The organism is Pseudonocardia bannensis (assembly GCF_012911875.1).
GTDB classification, from domain to species: Bacteria; Actinomycetota; Actinomycetes; order Mycobacteriales; family Pseudonocardiaceae; genus Pseudonocardia; species Pseudonocardia bannensis.
The window spans coordinates 1-21,655 of record NZ_JAAXKZ010000075.1 but is presented as its reverse complement, the minus strand read 5'-3'; the positions used below and the strand labels follow the sequence as shown (position 1 = coordinate 21,655).

Genomic DNA, 21,655 nt, shown 5'->3' with positions numbered 1-21,655 from the left:
GTTGAACCGGGTGAGGTCTGCGACGCGAGAAGGGGACCGTGCGATGAACACGGCGATCCGGCTGACCGGGTACGCGGCGGCGCTCGCCCTGGTGTTCGGCACCGCGTGGGGCATCGGCTCGGCGGTCGGCCCCGCGGTCGCGCCCACCGCGGCGGCCGGAACCGGGGGCGCGGCCGCCCACGGCCACGGGACCGCCTCCCCCGGCGGGACCGCCGCCGACGGTCACGCCCACGACCACGGTGCAGGCTCCGAGCCGTCGCTCGGCCTGGCGTCCACCCAGGCCGGGTACACCTTCGTCCCGGAGAACACGTCCTTCGAGGTCGGCCGGACCGCCGAGTTCGCCTTCCGCATCACCGGTTCCGACGGCGCCCCGGTGACCGCGTTCGACGTCGAGCACGACAAGCGGCTGCACCTGGTGGTGATCCGCCGCGACGCGGCCGGCTTCCAGCACCTGCACCCCGCCCTCGGGCCCGACGGGGTCTGGCGCACCCCGCTCACGCTGCCGGGCGGCGGCGTGTGGCGCGCGTACGCCGACTTCGTCCCGACCGGCGGCCCGGCCCTCACGTTGGGCACCGACCTGTTCGTCCCCGGCGGCTTCGTCCCGTTCACGCACGCGCCCTCGCGGGTCGCGGAGGTCGACGGTTACCAGGTCCGGCTCGACGGCCTGCTCACCACGGGCGGCCCCGCGCGGGTGTTCGCCACGATCAGCCGCGGCGGTGCGCCGGTGACCGACCTCGAGCCCCACCTCGGCGCGTTCGGGCACCTGGTCGCGCTGCGCCAGGGGGACCTGGCCTACCTGCACGTGCACCCCGACGCCGCGATGCCGGCGCCCACCGACCGGTCGGGGCCGGGGATCGCGTTCACCGCGGAGATCCCGTCCGCCGGGGGCTACCGGCTCTTCCTGGACTTCCAGCACGGCGGCATCGTCCACACGGCCGAGTTCACCGTGTCGGCCCCGGAAGGGAAGCAGTGATGAGCGCCTCGACCCCGGCGCAGACCACGGCGGTCACCCCGGCGACCCCGCCCGAGCGACGGCTGGAGCTGCTGATCGGCGGGATGACCTGCGCGTCCTGCGCGAACCGGGTCGAGCGCAAGCTCAACAAGCTGGACGGGGTCAGCGCCTCGGTCAACTACGCCACCGAGAAGGCGCGGGTCAGCGTCCCGCACGACCTGGACCCGGCAGTGCTCGTCGCGCAGGTCGAGGCCGCCGGCTACACCGCCGAACTGCCCGCACCACCGCCCGAGCCCGGTGAACCCGCGGGCGCGCCCGCCGAGCCGGACGACCCGGTCGGCCCACTGCGCCGCCGGGTGATCGTCAGCGCGGTGCTCGCCGCGCCGGTGATCGCGATGGCGATGGTCCCGTCGTTGCAGTTCACCTACTGGCAGTGGATCTCGCTGACGCTGGCCGCGCCCGTCGTCGTCTGGGGGGCGTGGCCGTTCCACCGCGCCACGTGGACGAACCTGCGCCACGGCGCGGCGACGATGGACACGCTCGTCTCGATGGGCACCCTCGCGGCGCTGGCCTGGTCGCTGTACGCGCTGCTGTTCGGCACCGCGGGCGTCCCCGGCATGGTGCACCCGTTCACGTTCAAGGCGTCGTCCGCGGACGGCGCCGGCAACATCTATCTCGAGGTCGCGGCCGGGGTGACGTTGTTCATCCTGGTCGGGCGGTACTTCGAGGCCCGGTCCAAGCGTGCGGCGGGCGCTGCGCTGCGGGCGCTGCTGGAGCTGGGCGCCAAGGACGTGGCGGTGCTGCGCGAGGGGGCCGAGACCCGGGTCCCGGTCGAGTCGCTGGCCGTGGGCGACCGGTTCGTCGTCCGGCCCGGAGAGAAGATCGCCACCGACGGCGTCGTCGAGACCGGTACGTCCGCGGTCGACGTCTCGATGATCACGGGTGAGTCGGTGCCCGCCGAGGTCGGGCCGGGCGACGCGGTGGTCGGCGGCTGCGTCAACGCGGGCGGGCGGCTCGTCGTGCGGGCGACGCGCGTCGGCGCCGACACCCAGCTCGCCCGGATGGCCCAGCTCGTCGAGGACGCGCAGGGCGGCAAGGCCGCCGTGCAGCGGCTGGCCGACCGGGTCTCCGCGGTGTTCGTCCCGATCGTCATCGCCCTCGCCGTGGGGACCCTCGGCTTCTGGCTCGGCTCCGGCGGCGGCGCGGCGGCCGCGTTCACCGCGGCGGTGGCCGTGCTGATCATCGCGTGCCCGTGCGCGCTCGGGCTGGCCACGCCGACCGCGCTGATCGTCGGCACCGGGCGCGGTGCGCAGCTGGGCGTGCTGATCAAGGGCCCGGAGGTGCTGGAGTCGACCCGGCGCATCGACACCGTCGTGCTCGACAAGACCGGCACGGTGACGACCGGTGCGATGGAACTGCTCGGGGTGCACCCGGCCGACGGGGTCGACGCCGACGAGGCACTGCGGCTGGCCGGCGCGGTGGAGCACGGCTCGGAGCACCCGATCGCCCGAGCGATCGTCGCGGCGGCCACCGCGAAGCTCGGTGAGCTGCCGGGCGTCGCGGAGTTCGGCAACCACGCCGGACTCGGGGTGCAGGGCGTGGTCACCGACGTGGTGGACGGGCCGGAGAACAGCCCGCAGAACGGCACCGTCATCGCGCACGCCGTGCTCGTCGGGCGGCCCGCGCTCCTGGCCGAGCACGGGATCGAGCTGCCCCCCTCGCTGGTGACCGCCCGGGAGCAGGCCGAGCGCGACGGCCGGACCGCCATCGTGGTCAGCTGGGACGGCGTCGCCCGCGCCGTCCTCGTGGTGGCCGACGCGATCAGGCCGACGAGCGCCGAGGCCGTCCGCCGGCTGCGCGAGCTGGGGCTCACCCCGATGCTGTTGACCGGCGACAACCAGGCTGCAGCCCGCGCGGTCGGCGCCCGGATCGGGATCGGGCCGGACGCGATCATCGCCGACGTGCTGCCCGAGGACAAGGTCGCGGTGGTGCAGCGGCTGCGGAGCGAGGGACGGGTCGTCGCGATGGTCGGCGACGGGGTCAACGACGCCGCCGCCCTGGCCACCGCCGACCTCGGCCTCGCCATGGGAACCGGCACCGACGTCGCCATCGAGGCGAGCGACCTGACGCTGGTCCGCGGCGACCTGCTCGCGACGGTCGATGCGATCCGCCTCGCGCGGCGCACCCTGACCACGATCAGGGGCAACCTGTTCTGGGCGTTCGCCTACAACGTGGCCGCGCTGCCGCTGGCCGCCGCCGGGATGTTGAACCCGATGATCGCGGGCGCCGCGATGGCGTTCAGCTCGGTGTTCGTGGTGACGAACAGCCTGCGGCTGCGCCGCTTCCGCAGCGCTGTCCGCGAGTCGCGGTGATCCCGCCCGCGAGTCGCGCTGATCCCGCCCGCGAGTCGCGGTGATCCCGCCCGCGAGTCGCGGTGATCCCGAGGGCGGGGTCGCGGGAATCCGATGACGATCCGGTGCCGGTCCATACGTGCATCGCGGTGAATCCGCGCCCGACTCGGGCTTCGACTGCCCGAAAGGGCTACTCGCGGGTAGGGTATGCCGACGCACGATGCACGTTCAGGAGGCGGGATGACTGAGACCACAGCCCCGGTCCAACGGGGCGCACGGCTCTCCCGCAGCGCACGGCGGGCGCAATTGCTGGTCGCAGCTCGCGATGTGTTCGCGGCGCAGGGCTACCACGCGGCGGCGATGGACGACATCGCCGAGAAGGCCGGTGTCAGCAAACCGGTGCTCTACCAGCACTTTCCGGGCAAGCTGGAGCTCTACCAGGCGCTGCTGACGACCTACGCCGACGAGCTGGTCGGCCGGGTGCAGACCGCGATCAGCCGCACCGATGACAACCGGGAACGGGTGAACGCCGCCGTCGCGGCCTACTTCGACTTCGTCGCTGGCGAAGGGCACGCCTACCGGCTGGTGTTCGAGTCCGACCTGCGCAGCGAGCCGGAGGCCGCCGCCGTCGTTGACGGCGCGCTGACCAAGTGCATCGACGCCGTCGCCGAGGTCGTGACCAAGGACGCCGGGCTCGACGCGGCGCGCGCCCGGCTCCTCGCGGTCGGACTGGTGGGGCTGAGCCAGGTGGCTGCCCAGTACTGGTTGGACTCCGACCAGTCGGTCCCCCGCGACGAGGCCGTCGGCCTGATGTCCGCCCTGGCCTGGCGCGGCCTCGCGGGCTTCCCGCTCATCCACGACTGATCCGGCGATCAGCAGCCTCGTCGTCGGTTCCCGGGCGGGGGCACAGCGGCGAGGCTGCTGATCACCGGTGAACAGCGGTGGACGGGCGCAGGTCAGCGGGTGGCGCCCACAGCGGCGTTGTGGGCCAGCGCGGCGATCCGCGCCGCCACCCCGGCCGGCCGCTCCACGGGGAGCATGTGGCCGGCCTCCGGAAAGATCGTCAACGAGGCGGTGGGCAACGCCGCGGCGATGCGCCGGGACGCCCGCACCGGGGTCAGCCGGTCCCGCGAGCCCGCCAGCACCGTCGTCGGGATCTCGGCGAAGACGGCCAGCACGGCGTCCCGCTCGTGCGCCTCCAGCGTCGGGCGGAACCCGGACAGCGTCGCCGGCCGGCAGCCCGCGATGCACTGCGCCGTGATGCGCAGCGCCTCCCGGTCCGGGCGCGGCCCGAGCAGCAGCCAGCGCATCCCGGGATGGAGCAGCCCCGGCCGCCGGCTGAGCAGCTCGCGACGCGCCCACCAGCGGGATCCGTAGAGCCGTGCCTCCCCCCGCTGCACCGCGGCCAGCGGCCTCGGCGCCAGGCCGAGGAACCCCTCGGTGGTCCCGCCGCTGGCAGTGGCCACCAGCGCCACCCCGGCGGCGCGGCGGCACACCAGGTCCGGGTGCCGCTCGGCCAGCGCCATGAGCGTCATGCCGCCCATGGAGTGCCCGCCGAGCACCAGCGGACCCTCCGGGGCGACCTTCTCGATCAGCTCGGCGAGGTCGTCGGCCAACTGCTCCAGCGTCATCGAGTCGGGGTCCACGGCGTCCGAACGGCCGTGGCCGCGGTGGTCGTAACGGATCACCCGCGGCCCCGCGCCGCCGGAGGTCAGGCGCGCCGCGACGGGACCCCAGCTGCGCGCGTCGAGCGTCCAGCCGTGGGCGAGCAGCACCGTGACCGGGGCGTCAGCGGGGCCGTCGACCTCGACGTGCAGCCGGACCCCGCCGGCGACTCGGACCCCTTCGTCCGGGACCGCCATCAGAGCTGGCGGTTCGGCCCTGCGAACAGGCCTCACGCGAGATGGGCCTTGCGCCAGAAGATCTCGCTGGGCCCGCCGATGATGCCCTGCTCCCGCAGGAACGGCACCAGCTTGCGGGCCGACCAGCGCAGCGTCTCCTGGTAGTTCGGGTTGGTCAGCGCGGCCTTACGCCCGACCTTCGGGTCGATGCCGACGCTGCGGTAGACCTCGGGGTGGACGAGGTTGCGGGCCACGACGTAGGCGATCCGGCCGGAGAGGTAGCGCGCGATCGTGCGCTGCGCCGCGTTGGTCTTCGGCATGATCCGCATGAGCTCCTCGCGGGCGTAGCGGACGTGCCGGGCCTCCTCGGTCACGTGGATCTTGTTGACCATGCGGGTCAGCGGCTGGACGCGCTCGTCGCGCATCGACTCGCGCTGCAGTTGGTCGAGGATCTCCTCGACGAACAGCGTCCCGGCGAACATCGCGGGCCCGTAGCCGATGGTCTTGAACAGCCGGCCCAGCTCGTGGGTGATCCGGCGCGGCGCGTAGTCCGGCACCCCGTACCGCTCGGTCATCTTCGCGAACATGATCGAGTGTCGGCACTCGTCGGCGATCTCGACCAGCGCGTACTGGATGTGCCGACGGCGCGGGTCGCGGTCGTAGGCGTAGCGCAGCAGCATCTGCATGAGGATCATCTCGAACCACAGCCCGATACGGGCGATGCTGCACGTCTCGTGGATCGTCAGCGTGCGGCGCTGCTCCTCGGTGAGCTGGTCCCACAGCTCGGTGCCGTAGAGCGAGGACCGCTCCGGGGGGAGGCCCCAACCGTCGGTCAGCGGGGCGTCCCAGTCGATGTCGATGCTGGGCTCGTAGGAGTGGTCCAGCGACGAGCGCAGCAGCCGCTCGGCGGTGGCCTCCCGGTCGTTGACGGCCTTGACACTCACGACGCGCTCCTCTCCGTAGCAGGGGTGGTCTTCTGGCCGGTGGCGGCGGGGGCGACGGCGGCGACGCTGCGACCGGTGAGCCGGCCGACGAGCCCGGCGGCGATCGGTGAGCCGTCGAAGTGCCCGCTCGCGGCCTGCTTGCGCAGCCGGCGGACGACGCCGGCGGCGACGAGCCCCGGCAGGTGCCGCCCGGCCCACAGCTCGATCTGCCCGGCGCGGGTCCCCGCGGTGTCGCGCGGCGGCTTCGGGGCCGCGAGCACGCGCAGCACGGTGCCGACGATGTCGTCGACCTCCTCGCGGCGGACCTGACCCTCCAGCGCCAGGCCGACCTCGCGGCCCGCGTCGTGGATGGGAGTCCGCACGTAACCGGGGTAGACCGTGCTGACGTGCAACTCGGTGCCGTACTCCAGGCGCAGCGCGTCGGCGTAGGCGGTCATCCCGCGCTTGGCCACGCTGTAGGCCGAGACGAACGGCAGCGTCACGTAGGCGAGTTCGCTGGAGACGAAGACGACCCGGCCCCTCGCGCCACGCCCGGCTCGCGAGGCCTGCAGCGCGGGGAGCGCGGCGGCGGTGACCCGCCAGGCGCCGAGCAGGTTGACGTCGATGACCTTGAAGGCATCGGGGCGCAGCGGGCCGCCGGCGTCGTTGGGGGTGCCGATGCCCGCGTAGTGCACGACCGCGTCCAGCCCGCCGAGCCGCTCGACGGCCTCGGTGACGGCGGCGTCGACGGCCGCTTCGTCGGTGATGTCGCAGGCGATCACGTGTTCCCCCGCGACCCGGTCCAGGCCCACCACGCGGGCGCCCTGCTCACGCAGCCGGGTCGCGGTCGGCGCTCCGAAACCGCCGGCTGCGCCGGTGATCAACACCCGACTCCCGGCGATCGAGCTGCCCTGGGTCATCGTCGGCCCCTCTCGAAGCTTGCTGTTACCGGCGGTAACTGTTACCACTGGTAACGTGCCCTACGACACGCCACCTGTCAAGCGGAGCGCCGCCAAGACCGCCCGGGAGGTGCGGCGCGCCGAACGGCGCGCGGAGATGGTCGCCGCCGCGATGGGGGCCATCCGCCGGCACGGCCCGGGGGTCTCGGTCGCGGACATGGCCGCCGAGGCCGGCATCACCAAGCCGGTGCTCTACCGGCACTTCACCGACCGCGCGGACCTGCAGCGGGCCGTCGGCGAGGAGGCCGCCGGACTGCTGATGGCGCGCATCGCCCCCGTGCTGCTCGAGGACCGCGAACCCGCCGACCACATCCGGGCGATGATCGACGCGTTCCTCGCCGGGATCGAGGACGAGCCGGAGCTGTGGCGGTTCGTGGTGCACAACCCGGCCGAGCGCGGCGCGGGGGCCGAGGTGGTCGACGACGCCCGGGAGCAGATCGCCCGGCTGCTCGCGACCCTGCTCGGCGAGCGACTACGCGCCGCGGGGCTGGACTCCGGCGGTGCCGAGGCCTGGGCGCACGGCCTCGTGGGCATGGTGCAGAGTGCCGGGGACTGGTGGCTGGAGCGGCGGACGATGACCCGCACCGCGCTCACCGACTACCTGACGACCCTGATCTGGGGCGGCGTGGCCGGGGCGCTCGGCGGCACCGGCACGGGACAGCCCGGGCAGGCGCCCGGAGGACCGCTCCGGCTCATCCCCACGCCCGGCCCCACCTCCGACCAGACCGCCGGCGACGCGGCGCGAGCACGGGAGACCGACCATGGCTGACCAGCACGGAACCGACCACGGGCACGAACACGGTCATGATCACGAGGAGGGCTACACCGGCCCGGCCACACTGACCGTCGACGGCCGGGAGGTGGCGGTCCGGGTCCGGCTCGACGCCCGCCACGAGCCGCATGACGGGCGGATCCACTGGTTCGGCCGGGTCGAGGCCGAGCAGCAGCTCGCCGACCTGCTCAGCACCGGCGGTGGGCGGACCTCGGCGGTGCAGCTGCGCACGCCGACGGGCCGGGCGGACGCGCGCATCGGCGACGTCGACCCGTGGGGGCGCTACCGGGTCACCGGCGTGGGCACCCCGCCCTTCGCCCAGGACGACCCGCCCCTCGACGACGACTGAGACGGCTGGGGCGGCCGGACGACCGAGACCCGGACACGGTGAAGGCCCGGCCGGCATCCGCCGGCCGGGCCTCGAGGCCGCGAGATCGAGAACCCGGGTCAGGAACCGATCGCGAAGCCGACCTTGCGAACGTCGGCGGGCGCGATCTCGATGTAGGAGATGCGGGCGGAGGGCACCACGTAGCGGCGCCCCTTGTCGTCGGTCAGGCTCAGCAGGCCGTCGTCGGACTTCAGCGCGTCGCGCACCAGCGCCTCGACCTCGTCCGGCGTCTGGTCGCTGGACACCACGAGCTCCCGCGGGCTCTCCGCGATGCCGATCTTGACCTCCACCGGGACCTCCTGGTCACGAAATGTGTGTGACGGACAGACGCCAGGCTAGTCCAGCCGGAGCGGCGGGGGCGCCGCCAGGGCGTCCGCCGAACGCGAACGGGGCCCGGCCTCAGGCCAGCCCGAGGCTCGCCATCCGCTTGCCGTGGTTGGACTGCAGTCGCTTGATCAGCGTGGCGATGCCCGTCAGGTCACCGGATCCGCGCACGATGAACTCCGCCAGCTCGTCGCGTTCGGCCACGATGTGCTGAGCCTGGGTGACGGCCTCCCCCAGGAGCCGCCGGCCCCACAGCGCGAGCCGGTCGCGGACCTGCCGGTTCGCCGTGCAGGCGGCCCGGACCTCACGCTCGGCGAACGCACTGTGCCCGGTGTCGGCCAGGACCTGACGCACCAGCTCGCCCGTGGACTCGTCCACCCAGCCCGCGATCTCGCGGTAGAAGTCGGCTGCGAGCCCGTCGCCCACATAGGCCTTGACCAGCGACTCGAGCCAGCTACGCGGCGCCGTCGAGGCGTGGTAGGAGTCCAACGGCCCGACGAACGGCGCCATCGCCTCCTCCACCGACACCCCGAGTCCCCGGAGGTGGTCCTCCAGCAGCCGGAAGTGCCCGATCTCCGCGGCGGCCATGGCCGAAAGCTGCGCCCGCCCGCTCAGCGTGGGCGCGGTGCGGGCGTCCTCCGCCAGCCGGTCGAACGCCGACAGCTCGCCGTAGGCGAGCACCCCGAGCAGATCGATCGTCGCCCGAGCCGGCACCTCGGCCGCAGCATCGGCGACGTCCCCTCCGACACCCGCGTTACCCACCATGGCGGCGAGCCTAGTGTCCGGATCGGCCGCCGCCGCCAGGGCGGACCGGGCAGCGGCGCACGTCACCCGACCCATCGACGCGGCCGGACTCCCCGTCGAGCACCCGGAGCGGGTACCATGTGACTCAGCGCAGCGCCTTCGAGCATGATCCGTGGCGCGCGCCCACTACCGGCGGAGCCGGCTCGACCATTCACGGAGCCGACCCGCAACGACCTGGTGCGTGCAGCGCCTTGTCGGCTCTCCCGCCCGAGCGTGTCGAACGCCGGTGGTCGACGAGCCGATCCCGGGCTCCTGTGCGCGGAGAGAGGCGATCATCCTGTCCGTACAGAACGACACCCAGCCCGAGAACAACGATCCCGCGGATTCCACCGAGCAGGCCCCCGGCTCCCCCGAGACGACCGGTGCCGGCTACGGCCTCGAGGACGCCCACCCCCTGCAGGCCGGCGCACCGGTGACCCCGGACTCCCCCACCTTCGCCGAGCTCGGCGTCCGCCCCGAGATCGTCCGCGCGCTGGCCGAGGCCGGCATCGAGCGCACCTTCGCGATCCAGGAGCTCACCCTGCCGCTGGCGCTGGCCGGCGAGGACGTCATCGGCCAGGCCCGCACCGGCACCGGCAAGACGCTGGGCTTCGGGGTGCCGCTGCTGCAGCGGCTGACCCCGCCGTCCGAGCGGGCCGCCGCCGACGCCGTCGGGGAGACCGCCGACCGCAGCAAGGACGTCCCGCAGGCGCTGGTCGTGGTCCCCACCCGCGAGCTCTGCGTGCAGGTCGCGAAGGACATCGCCGACGCCGGTAAGCACCTCGGCGCGCGGGTCGTCGCGATCTACGGCGGCCGGGCCTACGAACCGCAGCTCGCCGCGCTGCGCAAGGGGGTCGACGTCGTCGTCGGCACCCCGGGCCGCCTGCTCGACCTCGCCGAGCAGCGCCACCTGGTGCTGGGCCGCGTGCAGGCCCTGGTGCTCGACGAGGCCGACGAGATGCTCGACCTGGGCTTCCTTCCCGATGTCGAGCGCATCCTCCGGATGCTGCCCGAAGAGCGCCACACGATGCTGTTCTCGGCCACCATGCCCGGCCCGATCATCCAGCTGTCGCGGGCGTTCCTGAACCGCCCGACGCACATCCGGGCGGAGGAGGCCGACCAGGGCTCCATCCACGAGCGCACCCGGCAGCTGGTCTACCGCGCGCACGCGATGGACAAGGTCGAGGTGCTGGCCCGCGTGCTCCAGGCCCGGGGCCGCGGCCTGACCATGATCTTCGCGCGGACCAAGCGGACCGTGCAGCGCGTCGCCGACGACCTCGCCGAGCGCGGGTTCGCCGCCGCCGCCGTGCACGGTGACCTCGGCCAGGGCGCCCGCGAGCAGGCGCTGCGCGCGTTCCGCTCCGGCAAGGTCGACGTGCTGGTGGCCACCGACGTCGCGGCCCGTGGCATCGACGTCACCGACGTCACGCACGTCGTCAACTACCAGTGCCCCGAGGACGCCAAGACCTACGTGCACCGCATCGGCCGCACCGGCCGCGCCGGCAAGGAGGGCGTCGCGGTCACGCTGGTCGACTGGGACGAGATCCCGCGCTGGAAGACGGTCAGCGACGAGCTCGGCCTGGGCATCGACGAGCCGGTCGAGACCTACTCCACGTCCGACCACCTGTACACCGACCTCGACATCCCGACCGACTCCAGCGGCCGGCTTCCGCTGTCGAAGCGCACCCGCGCCGGCCTGGACGCCGAGTACGTCGACGTCGAGGGCGACCACGGTGGCCCGCGCAAGCGCCGCGAGCGGAGCGGGCGCGGCACCGAGGGCGGCACCGATGAGCGGCGTCCGCGCCGGACCCGGCAGCGCACCCGCAGCCGCGGTGGCGTGGCCGTGGCCGCCCGGGGCGACGCCACCGCCGGGTCCGAGGCCGGGTCCGGCACCGGGTCCGCTCCCACGACCGGCCCCGACGCTGCGGGCGAGGAGACCAAGCCCCGTCGCCGCCGGCGCCGTGGCGGCTCGCGTCGCAGCGGTGGGGACGGCGCCGAGGCGTCCGCGGACTCCGGCTCGGAGAACTCCGCGACGGACGCAGCCGCCAGCTGATCGGTGCTCCGCCCGCACTCCGTTCCGCCGGAACGACGCCGCCGCGGCGACCTGGTCGCAGCCGTCACCCTGGTCGTCGCCCTCGTCGCCACCGCGGCGCTGTACTGGCGGCAGAGCGCGGCGGCGAACACCGAGTCGATCACCGTCGACCCCGGGACGGCCGGTGCCGGCGCACCGGCCGCCCCGGCGGTGGTGCCCGGACGGTTCACCGAGGCGTGGCGGGCCGCCAGCGACTCGACACCCGTACCGGTGGTCGCCGGCCCGGGTGTGGTCACCGGCGACGGGTCGGCCGTCGTCGGGCGGGACGCCGAGACCGGCCGGCCGCGCTGGAGCTACACGCGTGACCTGCCGCTGTGCACGGTCGGCGAGGGCTTCGGGCGCGCGCTGGCGCTCTACCGCGACGACGACTACTGCAGCCAGCTCACCGCGCTCGACGCCACGACCGGAGAGCGCGCTGCGCAGCGCAACCCGGACGCCCGTCCGGGCACCCGGTTCCTGACCAACGGAACGCTCGTCGTCATGACCGGCACCGACTACCTCGAGGTGTTCCGGTCCGACCTGGTGAAGACCCTCGAGTACGGCGAGATCCGCGCCCCTGAGCAGGCGGGCCGCCAGCCCCGCCCCGGGTGCGCCTACAGCTCGTTCGCGATGACCATCGGCCGGCTCGCGGTCCTTGAGCGGTGTCCCACCGACAGCACCGACCGGCTCACGGTCCTCGAACCCGACGGCGCCGGGGACGCGAGCGAGCCCCGGGAGCACTTCTCCGTGCCGCTGTCCACCTCCGGCGCGCAACTGCTCGCGGTCTCGGCCGACCGCGCGCTGGTGGCCCTGCCCGGCCCGCCCCGGCTGCAGATCCTCGACACTGCGGGGTCGCAGGTGTCCCTCATCCCGCTCGACGTCCCGGACGCCGACCTCGCCGCGCCTCCCGACGGGGTGCCACGCACCGCGACCGACGGCCGCCGGATCTACTGGTGGACCGGTTCCCGCACGGTGGCCCTGGACCGCACCGATCTCGCCCCGCTCTGGACGCTCGGGCGCACGCTCGGCCCCGGCGCCGACTACGCCGGACGGTTGCTGCTGCCGGTGCCCGACGGTCTGCTGGAGGTCGATCCCGACCGGGGCGTCGCGCTGCGCACGATCCCGCTCGACCGTGGCGGGTGGACCGGCCCTGTGGCGCTGGCGACCCAGGGTCCGGTGCTCCTGGAGCAGCGGGGCACCGAACTGGTGGCCCTGCGCCCCCTGCCCTGATCGGACGGCGCCGGCGGCGGCCGCTCGGCGCGCCGCACCCGCGGTTCTGCGCCATCCTGAACCCGTGGCCCAGGCGATGATCACGGACTCCGTCGGCACCGGCGGCTATTTCCCACCGGGCAGTGTCAGCCGTCGGGTGATCGGCGACCCCGCCGCGCTCGTCGGCGGCATCTCCGCGCTGTTCCTGCAGGCGCTGCACCCCCGCGCGATGGCCGGGGTGGACCAGCACTCCAGCTTCCCGAACGACTTCTGGCCACGGCTGCGGCGCACCGCCGAGTACGTCACGACGCTGGCCTTCGCCGACACCGCCCAGGCCGACGCGGCCGTGGCCCGGGTACGCGCGGTGCACCGGCACGTCCGCGGCGTCGATCCCGTCTCCGGGCGCAGCTACGCCGCCGAGGACCCCGACCTGCTGCGCTGGGTGCACGTCACCGAGGTGAGCTCGTTCGGCCGGGCCGTGCACCGTCTCGGTCTGATCGACGACGCGGGCCTCGACACGTTCCTCGCCGAGCAGGTCCGCGCCGGTGCTCTGCTGGGGGCCACCGACCTGCCCTCGAGCGCGGCCGAGGTCGAGGCGTACTTCGAGGCCGTCCGGCCGGAGCTGGTGGCGAGCCCGGTGGCACGGCGGGCGGCGCTGCGGCTGCTCGCTCCCCCGCTACCGACCGCGGTCGAGCTGTTCACCCCGGCCCGGCCCGCGTGGACCGTGGTGGCCGCGGTGGCGTTCTCGCTGCTGCCACCGTGGGCGCGGCGGCTCTACGGTGTGCCCGTGCCGCCCGCGGTGCTCGCCCCCGTCTCGGACGCGACCACCACCGCGGCGCTGCGTGGCCTGCGGCTCGCGCTGCTGGCCGTCAGACGAGCCAGTAGACGGCCAGCACCGCCGCGCTGATCGACACCACCGCGAGCGCGGCGAGGGCGCCCGGCCGGCCACTGCGGCGGTCGGCCACCAACTGAGCCGCGACGGCCACCACCGCGGCCAGCCCGTGCCCGATCAGAATCCCGGTACCGGGGCCGGGCGAACCGGTGCGCGTGGTGACCAGCCAGCCCGCCAGGAGCACCAGGGCGAGCGCGACGAGGCCGCCGGCCAGCACCCCCGACACCCCCCGCAACGCGCGGGGCGGTCGGTGCCGGGAGCGGGCCGGCGCGGGGCTCACGGGGCGGCGGCTCACGGGGCGAGGAACGCCCACGGCTCGGCGGCCGGGCCGGCGGCCCTGCCCTCGGGACAGTGCCGCCGCAGGTCGCACATCACGCAGCGCGGGGAGGGCCGCGGCGGGAACAGCTCCTCGGGGTCGCCGCCCCGGGCCAGCGCCTGCGCGGCGTCGTCGGCCTGCGCCGCCGTCGTCTCGGCGCGCTCCAGGTGCGCGCGCAGCGAGGCGTCGTCGTGCTGCCAGGCCAGCACCCGGCCGGTCGGCAGATGGTGCAGCTCCACCTGGGTGCAGGGCCGGTGCAGGGCGCGCTGCGCGGCGAGGGCGTAGAGCGCCAGGGCCTGGGAGTCCCGGGCGTCGTCGACGTCGAGCAGATGCCGTCCGGTCTTGTAGTCGACGATCACCAGCTCCCCGCCCCGGGCGTCGATCCGGTCGACACGCCCCTCGGCCACGATCGCTCCGACCGGTGCCGACACCCAGCGCTCCAGGCCGATCGGCTGCGCGTCCGCGAGGTCGTCACCGAGGTCGGCCGCGTAGTCGGCGAGCCAGCCTCGGGCCCGCTCCCGGTAGACCGCCGCCTGCTCCCGGTCCCGGAAGCCCTCGCCACTCCAGTGCCGGTCGACGAGCGCGGCCGCGGCCTGCGGAGTCCGCGCCGGCCCGACCAGCTCGAAGAGCGAGCGCAGCGCCAGGTGCACCACGGCACCCAGGCTGTTGTGCGCCCATGCACCGCCGCGGACCGGTGCCGGCCGGTCCAGGTAGGTCATGCGGTAGCGACGGGGGCACGCCGACCACGTGGCCAGCCGCGCCGGGGTGACCCGGACGAGGGGCCGGGTGGCGAAGTCGGCGCCGAAGTCGAGCCCGAGCTGACCGCCGTCCCCGTACTGCACGCCGACACCGTAGCCAGCCCCCACGCTCCGCCGTGCACCGGCGGGGGACGGCGCGCCCGTCAGCCGGTGAGCACCTCGACGCCCGTCGCCTTACCCATCAGTTCCTCGAACGCGTCGGGATCCGTGGTCTCCGCAGCGATCGGCGTCGTCTTGTTCGTGCCGTGGTAGTCGCTGGAGCCGGTGGTCACCAGGCCCAGCTCACCGGCCAGCCCGCGCAGCAGTTCCCGGTCCTCCGGTGCGTGGTCGGGATGGTCCACCTCGACACCGGCCAGCCCCACCGCGGCCAGGTCCGCGATCACCGACGGTTCGACGACCCGGCCGCGGCGACGTGCGAGCGGGTGCGCGAAGACCGCCACACCACCGGCCTCGCGCACCATCTCGACGGCCCGCTGCACCGGGGTGTCGGACTTGGGCACGTAGTACGGGCTGCCGGTGTAGAGCAGCTTCGCGAAGGCCTCGTTGACCGACTCCACCACGCCCGCCGCCATCAGCGCCCGGGCCAGGTGGGGCCGCCCCGCACTCGCCCCCTCGGGCAGCAGCGCGAACACCGTCTCCGCGTCGACCGGATGGCCGTCGGCGGCCATCAGCGCCGTCATCCGGTGCAGCCGTTCGACGCGCTCGGCGCGCAGCCGGCGCTGCTCCGCCACGACGGCCTCGTGCGCGGGGTCGAAGAGGTAGCCCAGCAGGTGCACCGACACGCGACCGCCCCGGCCGTCGTCACTGACGCAGGAGAACTCCGCACCCCGCACCAGCCGCATGCCCGCGGGCAGGACGGCGGCGGCACGATCCCAGCCGCCGGTGGTGTCGTGATCGGTCAGGGCGACGACGTCGACCCCGGCGGTGGCCGCGGTCGCAACCAGCTCTTCGGGGGTGTCGGTGCCGTCCGATGCGGTGGAATGGGTGTGCAGGTCGATGCGGGCCACGTCCGTCAAGCTATCCCGCGGCCGTGCGGCTCACCGACGCCAGCGCGGCCGCGACAGCATGCCGGTGGCCCGCGTCTTGCCCTTCTCACCGAACACCAGCTCGGAGAGCGCCTCGTAGATCTCCTCGGGGCGAGGCATGTAGTCGATCCGGTTGAGCGCCTGGATCTGACCCGCGGACTCGACGACCAGCGTGCCGTAGCCGAACATCCGGCCGCCGAGCGTGCGCTGGAAGGTGAGGTCGGTGACCTTGCCCAGCGGCATCATGCCCACGTTGTGCACGATGATCCCCTGAGCGAGCATGACCCGCTTGTCGGTGATCACGATGCGCTCGATCCACCACAGGATGGTGATCACCGTGAACCGGATGACGGCCACCAGCGCCAGGTAGAAGGTCAGGTTGTCGACGATCGCGCTCGACGGCAGGTAGCTCTGCAGGACCACCATGAGCAGCAGGAACAGCAGGGTCTGCAGGATGTGCTTGCCCATGACCGCCCAGTGCTGGCGCACCCGGATCACCCGGCGTTCGGTCGGGAGCAGGTACTCGTCGATCTCGCGGGGAGCCAGCACGGGGCTAGAAGAGCTGGGTGAAGAAGGTGGTCACCGACTGGGCGGCGTTGTAGAGGATGTTGCCGATGTTCTGGATCGAGCCGGCTGCACCGGCGGGTTGGGTGACGATGAAGAACACCACAAGAGCGACTCCGAGCAGCGTCAGAATCTTCTTCAGGTTCACCGCGACCACCGTTCAGGCACGAGGGACAACTTCTTGATCATTCTTACCGGACCCACGGTGCCTCGGGTACCGGCACGTGGGGAGCGTACCGTTCCGTGCGATGACTGAGGGTAGCCGACTTGTCCCCTGTGTGGGGGGAATTGTCGTGGATGTCGGAGGCCGGCTGCTGATGGTGCGGCGGGCGAACGACCCTGGTCGGGGGCTGTGGTCCGTGCCGGGCGGCCGTGTCGAGCCCGGGGAGACCGACGAGCAGGCGCTCGTCCGCGAGCTGGCCGAGGAGACCGGGCTGGTCGTGCGGCCGGGCCCGCTGCTCGGCCGCGTCGTGCGCGGCCCCTATGTGATCGCCGACTACCGCTGCGAACCGGTCGGGGGCGAGCTGCGGGCGGGCGACGACGCGGCGGACGCGCGCTGGGTCGACGCGCCGGCGCTGGCGCAGCTGCCGCTCGTCGACGGGCTGCTGGAGATGCTCACCGAATGGGACGCGCTGCCCCGCTGACCGTGCGCTGAACCGGCCCGGCCACTCGTGATGGTCCCGGCGCGCCGGTGGAGCGCCGGGAGCAACACGAGAGCCGCGGCGGACGGAGCTCAGGCCTGGGGCACGGGACGTCCCGGCTGCTCGCCGCCCCGGGCCTCACCGTAGGAGAACTTCGGCACCATCACCTTGCGCCGGAACGTGCACACGACGGTGCCGTCCTGCTTGTACCCGCGGGTCTCGACGTAGACGATCCCGCGGTCGTCCTTGGACTTCGACGGCGTCTTGTCCAGCACCTCGGTCTCGCCGTAGATGGTGTCACCGTGGAAGGTCGGCTTCGTGTGCCGGAGCGACTCGATCTCGAGGTTCGCGATCGCCTTGCCGGACACGTCCGGCACCGACATGCCCAGCAGCAGCGAGTAGACGTAGTTGCCGACGACGACGTTGCGCTTGAAGTCGGTCGTCTCCTCGGCGTAGTGGGCATCCATGTGCAGCGGATGGTGGTTCATCGTCAGCAGGCAGAACAGATGGTCGTCGTACTCGGTGACCGTTTTGCCCGGCCAGTGCTTGTAGACCGCCCCGACCTCGAACTCCTCGTAATACCGACCGAACTGCAACGTTCACGCCTCCATCACCGATGACCACTGTCGGACGGGTAATCTAGCTTGCGCTCCGGCTCGCGGCCGGATGCCTCGATCACAGCTGAGGGGGTGGGCGCGGTGCACACAGCACCCGGTTGCAGTACCTGCCGCGTCCCCGCCCCGGGGGCACAGCCGGCCGGTTGACGGCTGGGTGAGCCCGGCAGGGACGCGTTGCGCGAATCGTCCTCGCAGAGCCCCGTTCGCACCATCGGCTCCCGCGTCCCGTTCCCCCGCCAGGAGGCTCATCGTGCCGCAGCTGTCCTTGATCCGGCCCGCCATCCGCGCCGCGGGCACCCGAGCCCGCCGCCACGGCCGGCCGCCGGTCCCGATGCCGAAGCTGCCGCCGGTGCCGCTGTCGGCGTACGTGGTCGACTGCGCGGTCTACGTCGGCGGAACCCGGCTCCCCGGTCGCTGGACGCACGAGGGCGCGATCGCGGAGGTGCGCCGCCGGGGCGAGGGCTTCGTCTGGATCGGGCTGCACGAGCCCACCGACGAGCAGATCACCGGTATCGCCGACACGTTCGGGCTGCACGAACTGGCCGTCGAGGATGCCGTGCACGCCCACCAGCGACCCAAGCTGGAGCGCTACGACGACACGCTGTTCATGGTCCTCAAGACGGTCTGTTACGTCGGCCACGCGGAGCCGACGACGGCGAACGAGATCGTCGAGACCGGCGAGGTCATGGTCTTCCTCGGCCGCGACTTCGTGGTGACCGTCCGGCACGGCAACCACTCCGGCCTGCAGGACGTGCGCCGGAGGCTGGAGGCCGACGCCGATCAGCTCGCGCTCGGTCCGGCCGCGGTGCTGCACGCCGTCGCCGACCGGGTGGTGGACAACTACCTCGAGGTCACCGAGTCGATCGAGGACGACATCGACGAGATCGAGGCCGAGGTGTTCACCCCGCGTTCCACGATGGACGCCGAGCAGATCTACGTGATGAAGCGCGAGGTGCTGGAGCTGCGCCGCGCGGTGACACCGCTGGTCGCGCCGCTGCGCAAGCTGACCGAGGGCTACAGCTCGCTGGTGCCGCACGAGGTGCGCTCGTACTTCCGCGACGTCGACGACCACCTGGTCACCGTCACCGAGCGGGTGGCCGGCTTCAACGAGCTGCTCACCACGCTGGTCGACGCGGTGCTCACCAAGGTCAGCATGCGGCAGAACAACGACATGCGGAAGATCACCGCGTACGCCGGCCTGATCTCGGTCCCGACCATGATCGCGGGCATCTACGGGATGAACTTCGACGTCATGCCCGAGCTGCACTGGGACTTCGGCTACCCGATGGTGCTGGTCCTCATCGCGGTCATCTGCGGGACCCTCTACCGCAACTTCCGCAAGAACAACTGGCTCTAGGCCGCATCGCGCGGAGTCGACGGCGCCGGCACCGCCGGCGTCGGTGCTGCCCTCGTGGGCGGCGTCGCGGCGGCGGTCCGGTCGCCGGTTCCCCGCGCGGGTCCTAGATTCGGCCACGTGAAGCGACAACTGCCGCGAAACCCGCTGCGGCGGTTGCGCACCGCCTCCTGGGCCGAGCAGGCACCGACCTGGGCGGACGCGCAGCCCCGGCTCATCGCCGCCGCCGTCGGCCGGTCCGCCGCACGCCCGTCGGGGGGCTGGTTCGTCCTCGCCGGGAGCCGGGAGATCCGTCCCGGCCGCGCCTTCGGCCGGGTGGCGGCCGGTCGCGAGCTGGTGGCCTGGCGCGACGACTCCGGCGCGCTGCACGTGGGGCCGGGTGCCTGCCCGCACCTCGGGGCCGCGCTGTGCGACGCCCCGGTGCACGACGGCAACCTGGTGTGCCGCTGGCACGGGCTCGCCCTCGGACCCGGGGGCCGGCCGGGCTGGCGGACCCTGCCCGCGCACGACGACGGCGTGCTGGCCTGGGTGCGCCTCGACGACGCCGACGGCCCGGACGAGGCACCGACCGAGACCCCGGTCCTCGGCCCGCGCCCCGATCCCGCGCACAGCATCGCCACGGTGGCCACGGTGATCGGGCGCTGCGAGCCCGAGGACGTGGTGGCCAACCGTCTCGACCCCTGGCACGGCGCCTGGTTCCACCCCTACTCGTTCGCGGCGCTGCGGGTGCTCAGCGCGCCGGCCGTCGACTGCCCACCGGCCGAGGACCGGTTTCTCGTCGAAGTGACGTTCCGGGTCTCGACCACGCTCGGGGTCCCGGTGCACGCCGCGTTCAGCTGCCCGGACCCGCGGACGGTGACGATGGAGATCGTCGACGGGGAGGGCACCGGCAGCGTCGTGGAAACCCACGCGACCCCCCTGCGCCCCGGGCCCGACGGCCTACCCCGCACGGCGGTGATCGAGGCCGTGGTCGCCCACTCCGAGCGCCCGGGGTTCGCCCACGTCCGGCGCGTGGCCGGGGCGCTGCGCCCGCTCATCCGTGCGACCGCCCGGCGGCTGTGGATCGACGACATCGCCTACGCCGAGCGCCGCTACGCACTGCGCTCCCGCTAGCCCCGGCTTCAGCGGGCGGCCGGGGTGCCCTCCGGTGGCGTGTCGATCTCCGACAGGTCCAGGCCCTCCGGAACGGCCACGTCCGCCGGCTCGTTGCCGCCCGGCTCGGCGGGCCGACGGCCCAGGAACGTGTGCACGATGTGGGTCTGCCAGCCGGTCATGGTCTGGGTCCGGACGTCGGTGAACCCTGCGGCCGTCATGCGCTCGGCGAAGGCCTTCACCCCGTCGAAGGCCAGCACGCTGCGCCACAGATACCGGTAGAGGTCGGCCGAGCCGGTGCGCAACCGGCCCATCGGGATGATCACGCCCCAGGCCACCGAGGTCCACACGAGCCGGCTGCGCAGCGAGTCGCGCACCGAGTACTCGTGCACCGCCAGCGGGGCACCCGGGCGCAGCAGGGCGTAGATCTGCCGCAGGCCGGCGTCGCGGTCCGCGAGATTGCGCACCAGGTAGGCGGCGAGGATCCCGTCGAAGGGCCCCGTGACGCCGGCCGTCGCCAGGTCCTCGAGCCGGGAGTGGACGAAGCGCACCCCGGGCGGCCAGTTCTTCCGTCGTGCGTGGGCCAGCATCTCCGCCGACGCGTCCACCGCGACGACCTCGGCACCCGGCACCGCGTCCAGCAGCGCGGCCGTCGAGGCGCCGGTGCCGCAGCCCAGGTCGAGCAGCCGCAGGCCGGCCCCGCGGCTCAGGCCCATGCGCCGGGCGGACATCCGGAGATGGTCGTGGTAGCCGGGGTTGGCGTTCACGAGCCGGTCGTAGCTGCGGGCGTGCGCGTCGAAGGCCCGGGGCACGCTCACCGGCCCCAGCTTCCGGCCCGAATCGGTTCCCGTCACGATGCGCATCGTGACGCATTCGGGCGTTCCGCCCAAGCGGGAGCCGCTCGCGCCCGTACCCTGGCGGCGATGGTCCGTGCTCTCGCGGTCAGCGACGAGGAGGTGGCCGGGCTGCGCACCGACGCGGCCCGGCGGTTCGGTGTCGACCTGGTCATCGCCGCAGGTGACCTGGCGTTCGACTACCTGGCCGAGCTGTCCGACCGGGTGGATCGTCCGGGGGTGCTCGTCCCGGGAAATCACGACGCCGACCTGTCCGGCTTCACCCGGCGGAGCGGGTTGTGGCTGCGCGCCGGCCACCCCTGCGACTGGCCCGGGCCCGCGGGCTACGAGGACGCGGACGGGCGGATCGTCGACGTCGCCGGGCTGCGCATCGCGGGGCTCGGCGGTTCGGTGCGCTACCGGCCGGGCCCGAACCAGTGGACACAGCGCCAGCAGGCCCGACGCGCCCGCAAGCTCGTCCGGGTGGCCCGCCGGCGGCAGCACCGGGACGGCCGCGGGGTCGACGTGCTGCTCACGCACGCCCCGCCACGCGGCTGCGGGGACCGCGAGGACGGACCGCACCACGGGTTCGAGTGCCTGCACGACGTGGTCGCGGCGCTGCAGCCACGGCTGCTCGTGCACGGGCACATCCACCCCTACGGTGATCGGGTGCCCGACCGCATCCTCGGACGGACCCGCGTGGTCAACGTCGTGGGCCGCCGGGTGCTGGAGGTCTGACGCCGATGGACACCGGGTCCGCGCAGACCGACGCGGAGTACGACTTCCTGCGCATCCGGCGCCGTCAGGTGCTGTCCCGGCTGGCGGCCTGGCTGCGTCGCGAACCCGACGACGTCTCGGAGATCCTCCCGTTCGACGAGGTGGTCGCCGCGCTGGGCCGCACCGGCGAGCGTCCGCTGGGGCTGCAGGTCATCCCACTCGACTCGGTCGTCGGCAGCGTCGATCGCACCCGGGACTTCGACCGGTACTTCC

General features: G+C 73.7%; 24 protein-coding genes and 1 pseudogene. 13 read left to right on the top strand and 12 right to left on the bottom strand.

Going from position 1 to position 21,655, the window contains the following annotated elements:
- Positions 1-43 precede the first annotated feature (43 nt).
- The 3 genes from HF519_RS18975 (at position 44) to HF519_RS18965 (ending at position 4,167) form a co-directional block, all read left to right on the top strand.
- Positions 44-973: a DUF8832 domain-containing protein gene (locus tag HF519_RS18975; RefSeq protein ID WP_169414314.1), complete on the top strand. Its 930-nt coding sequence runs from the start codon at positions 44-46 to the stop codon at positions 971-973.
- A complete protein-coding gene (locus HF519_RS18970; protein WP_169414313.1) occupies positions 973-3,324 on the top strand; it encodes a heavy metal translocating P-type ATPase in 2,352 nt (783 codons plus the stop codon). Before HF519_RS18975 ends, HF519_RS18970 begins: the two co-directional genes overlap by 1 nt.
- A gap of 219 nt (positions 3,325-3,543) precedes the next feature.
- Positions 3,544-4,167, top strand: a complete 624-nt coding sequence (locus tag HF519_RS18965; protein ID WP_169414312.1) for a TetR/AcrR family transcriptional regulator — start codon at positions 3,544-3,546, stop codon at positions 4,165-4,167.
- A 92-nt stretch (positions 4,168-4,259) separates the two neighbouring features.
- Here the strand turns inward: HF519_RS18965 and HF519_RS18960 are convergent, their stop codons facing one another.
- From HF519_RS18960 to HF519_RS18950, 3 genes are read right to left on the bottom strand one after another with little or no spacing between them, the layout of a single operon-like run.
- A complete protein-coding gene (locus HF519_RS18960; protein WP_169414311.1) occupies positions 4,260-5,165 on the bottom strand; it encodes an alpha/beta fold hydrolase in 906 nt (301 codons plus the stop codon).
- A gap of 32 nt (positions 5,166-5,197) precedes the next feature.
- On the bottom strand, positions 5,198-6,088 hold the full coding sequence (locus HF519_RS18955) for an AurF N-oxygenase family protein (RefSeq protein WP_169414310.1): 891 nt from the start codon (positions 6,086-6,088) through the stop codon (positions 5,198-5,200).
- Positions 6,085-6,987, bottom strand: coding sequence for an SDR family NAD(P)-dependent oxidoreductase (locus HF519_RS18950; protein WP_169414309.1), 903 nt, complete (start codon positions 6,985-6,987; stop codon positions 6,085-6,087). The genes HF519_RS18955 and HF519_RS18950 overlap by 4 nt, the downstream gene beginning before the upstream one ends.
- Positions 6,988-7,042: 55 nt before the next feature.
- Between HF519_RS18950 and HF519_RS18945 the strand changes: the two genes are divergently transcribed.
- Both HF519_RS18945 and HF519_RS18940 read left to right on the top strand, forming a co-directional pair.
- Positions 7,043-7,795, top strand: coding sequence for a TetR family transcriptional regulator (locus HF519_RS18945; RefSeq protein ID WP_312860203.1), 753 nt, complete (start codon positions 7,043-7,045; stop codon positions 7,793-7,795).
- Entirely contained in the window at positions 7,788-8,147 is a 360-nt protein-coding gene (locus HF519_RS18940) for a DUF4873 domain-containing protein (protein ID WP_169414308.1), read from the top strand. Before HF519_RS18945 ends, HF519_RS18940 begins: the two co-directional genes overlap by 8 nt.
- Before the next feature lie 98 nt (positions 8,148-8,245).
- Here HF519_RS18940 and HF519_RS18935 read toward each other — a convergent pair whose 3' ends face one another.
- Together HF519_RS18935 and HF519_RS18930 are read right to left on the bottom strand one after the other, a co-directional pair.
- Positions 8,246-8,476, bottom strand: a complete 231-nt coding sequence (locus tag HF519_RS18935) for a DUF3107 domain-containing protein (protein WP_169414307.1) — start codon at positions 8,474-8,476, stop codon at positions 8,246-8,248.
- A gap of 109 nt (positions 8,477-8,585) precedes the next feature.
- Entirely contained in the window at positions 8,586-9,275 is a 690-nt protein-coding gene (locus tag HF519_RS18930) for a ferritin-like fold-containing protein (RefSeq protein WP_211170246.1), read from the bottom strand.
- 265 nt (positions 9,276-9,540) lie between these two features.
- On the opposite strand from HF519_RS18930, the gene HF519_RS18925 reads away from it, so the two are divergent.
- The 3 genes from HF519_RS18925 (at position 9,541) to HF519_RS18915 (ending at position 13,480) form a co-directional block, all read left to right on the top strand.
- Positions 9,541-11,346: a DEAD/DEAH box helicase gene (locus tag HF519_RS18925; protein WP_169414305.1), complete on the top strand. Its 1,806-nt coding sequence runs from the start codon at positions 9,541-9,543 to the stop codon at positions 11,344-11,346.
- A 3-nt stretch (positions 11,347-11,349) separates the two neighbouring features.
- Complete coding sequence (locus HF519_RS18920; protein ID WP_169414304.1) at positions 11,350-12,594, top strand: Rv3212 family protein; 1,245 nt, start codon at positions 11,350-11,352, stop codon at positions 12,592-12,594.
- Positions 12,595-12,658: 64 nt separating this feature from the next.
- A complete protein-coding gene (locus HF519_RS18915) occupies positions 12,659-13,480 on the top strand; it encodes an oxygenase MpaB family protein (protein WP_169414303.1) in 822 nt (273 codons plus the stop codon).
- Here the strand turns inward: HF519_RS18915 and HF519_RS18910 are convergent.
- From HF519_RS18910 to HF519_RS18890, 5 genes are read right to left on the bottom strand one after another with little or no spacing between them, the layout of a single operon-like run.
- Positions 13,443-13,745, bottom strand: coding sequence for a hypothetical protein (locus HF519_RS18910; RefSeq protein WP_169414302.1), 303 nt, complete (start codon positions 13,743-13,745; stop codon positions 13,443-13,445). The genes HF519_RS18915 and HF519_RS18910 overlap by 38 nt on opposite strands.
- An 11-nt stretch (positions 13,746-13,756) precedes the next feature.
- Positions 13,757-14,623, bottom strand: a complete 867-nt coding sequence (locus HF519_RS18905; RefSeq protein WP_169414301.1) for a RecB family exonuclease — start codon at positions 14,621-14,623, stop codon at positions 13,757-13,759.
- Positions 14,624-14,682: 59 nt separating this feature from the next.
- The gene (locus HF519_RS18900) at positions 14,683-15,546 is read right to left on the bottom strand and encodes a PHP domain-containing protein (protein WP_169414300.1); all 864 of its coding nucleotides are present in this window, start codon (positions 15,544-15,546) and stop codon (positions 14,683-14,685) included.
- 30 nt (positions 15,547-15,576) lie between these two features.
- Entirely contained in the window at positions 15,577-16,113 is a 537-nt protein-coding gene (locus HF519_RS18895) for a PH domain-containing protein (protein ID WP_169414299.1), read from the bottom strand.
- A gap of 4 nt (positions 16,114-16,117) precedes the next feature.
- Positions 16,118-16,276: a hypothetical protein gene (locus tag HF519_RS18890; RefSeq protein WP_169414298.1), complete on the bottom strand. Its 159-nt coding sequence runs from the start codon at positions 16,274-16,276 to the stop codon at positions 16,118-16,120.
- Positions 16,277-16,376: 100 nt separating this feature from the next.
- Here HF519_RS18890 and HF519_RS18885 point away from each other — a divergent pair, with 100 nt between their 5' ends.
- A complete protein-coding gene (locus HF519_RS18885) occupies positions 16,377-16,772 on the top strand; it encodes an NUDIX hydrolase (protein ID WP_169414297.1) in 396 nt (131 codons plus the stop codon).
- Between the two features lie 89 nt (positions 16,773-16,861).
- Here the strand turns inward: HF519_RS18885 and HF519_RS18880 are convergent, their stop codons facing one another.
- A complete protein-coding gene (locus tag HF519_RS18880; protein ID WP_169414296.1) occupies positions 16,862-17,365 on the bottom strand; it encodes a MaoC family dehydratase in 504 nt (167 codons plus the stop codon).
- Positions 17,366-17,717: 352 nt separating this feature from the next.
- Here HF519_RS18880 and corA point away from each other — a divergent pair, with 352 nt between their 5' ends.
- Positions 17,718-18,743: a magnesium/cobalt transporter CorA gene (corA, locus tag HF519_RS18875; RefSeq protein ID WP_169414321.1), complete on the top strand. Its 1,026-nt coding sequence runs from the start codon at positions 17,718-17,720 to the stop codon at positions 18,741-18,743.
- Between the two features lie 117 nt (positions 18,744-18,860).
- On the top strand, positions 18,861-19,853 hold the full coding sequence (locus HF519_RS18870; RefSeq protein ID WP_312860202.1) for a DUF5914 domain-containing protein: 993 nt from the start codon (positions 18,861-18,863) through the stop codon (positions 19,851-19,853).
- A gap of 8 nt (positions 19,854-19,861) precedes the next feature.
- Here HF519_RS18870 and HF519_RS18865 read toward each other — a convergent pair whose 3' ends face one another.
- Complete coding sequence (locus HF519_RS18865) at positions 19,862-20,686, bottom strand: class I SAM-dependent methyltransferase (RefSeq protein WP_312860201.1); 825 nt, start codon at positions 20,684-20,686, stop codon at positions 19,862-19,864.
- A 69-nt stretch (positions 20,687-20,755) separates the two neighbouring features.
- On the opposite strand from HF519_RS18865, the gene HF519_RS18860 reads away from it, so the two are divergent.
- Both HF519_RS18860 and HF519_RS18855 read left to right on the top strand, forming a co-directional pair.
- Positions 20,756-21,403: a metallophosphoesterase family protein gene (locus HF519_RS18860; RefSeq protein WP_169414294.1), complete on the top strand. Its 648-nt coding sequence runs from the start codon at positions 20,756-20,758 to the stop codon at positions 21,401-21,403.
- Between the two features lie 5 nt (positions 21,404-21,408).
- Positions 21,409-21,655, top strand: a pseudogene (locus HF519_RS18855) (chromosome partitioning protein ParB); the annotation flags it as partial.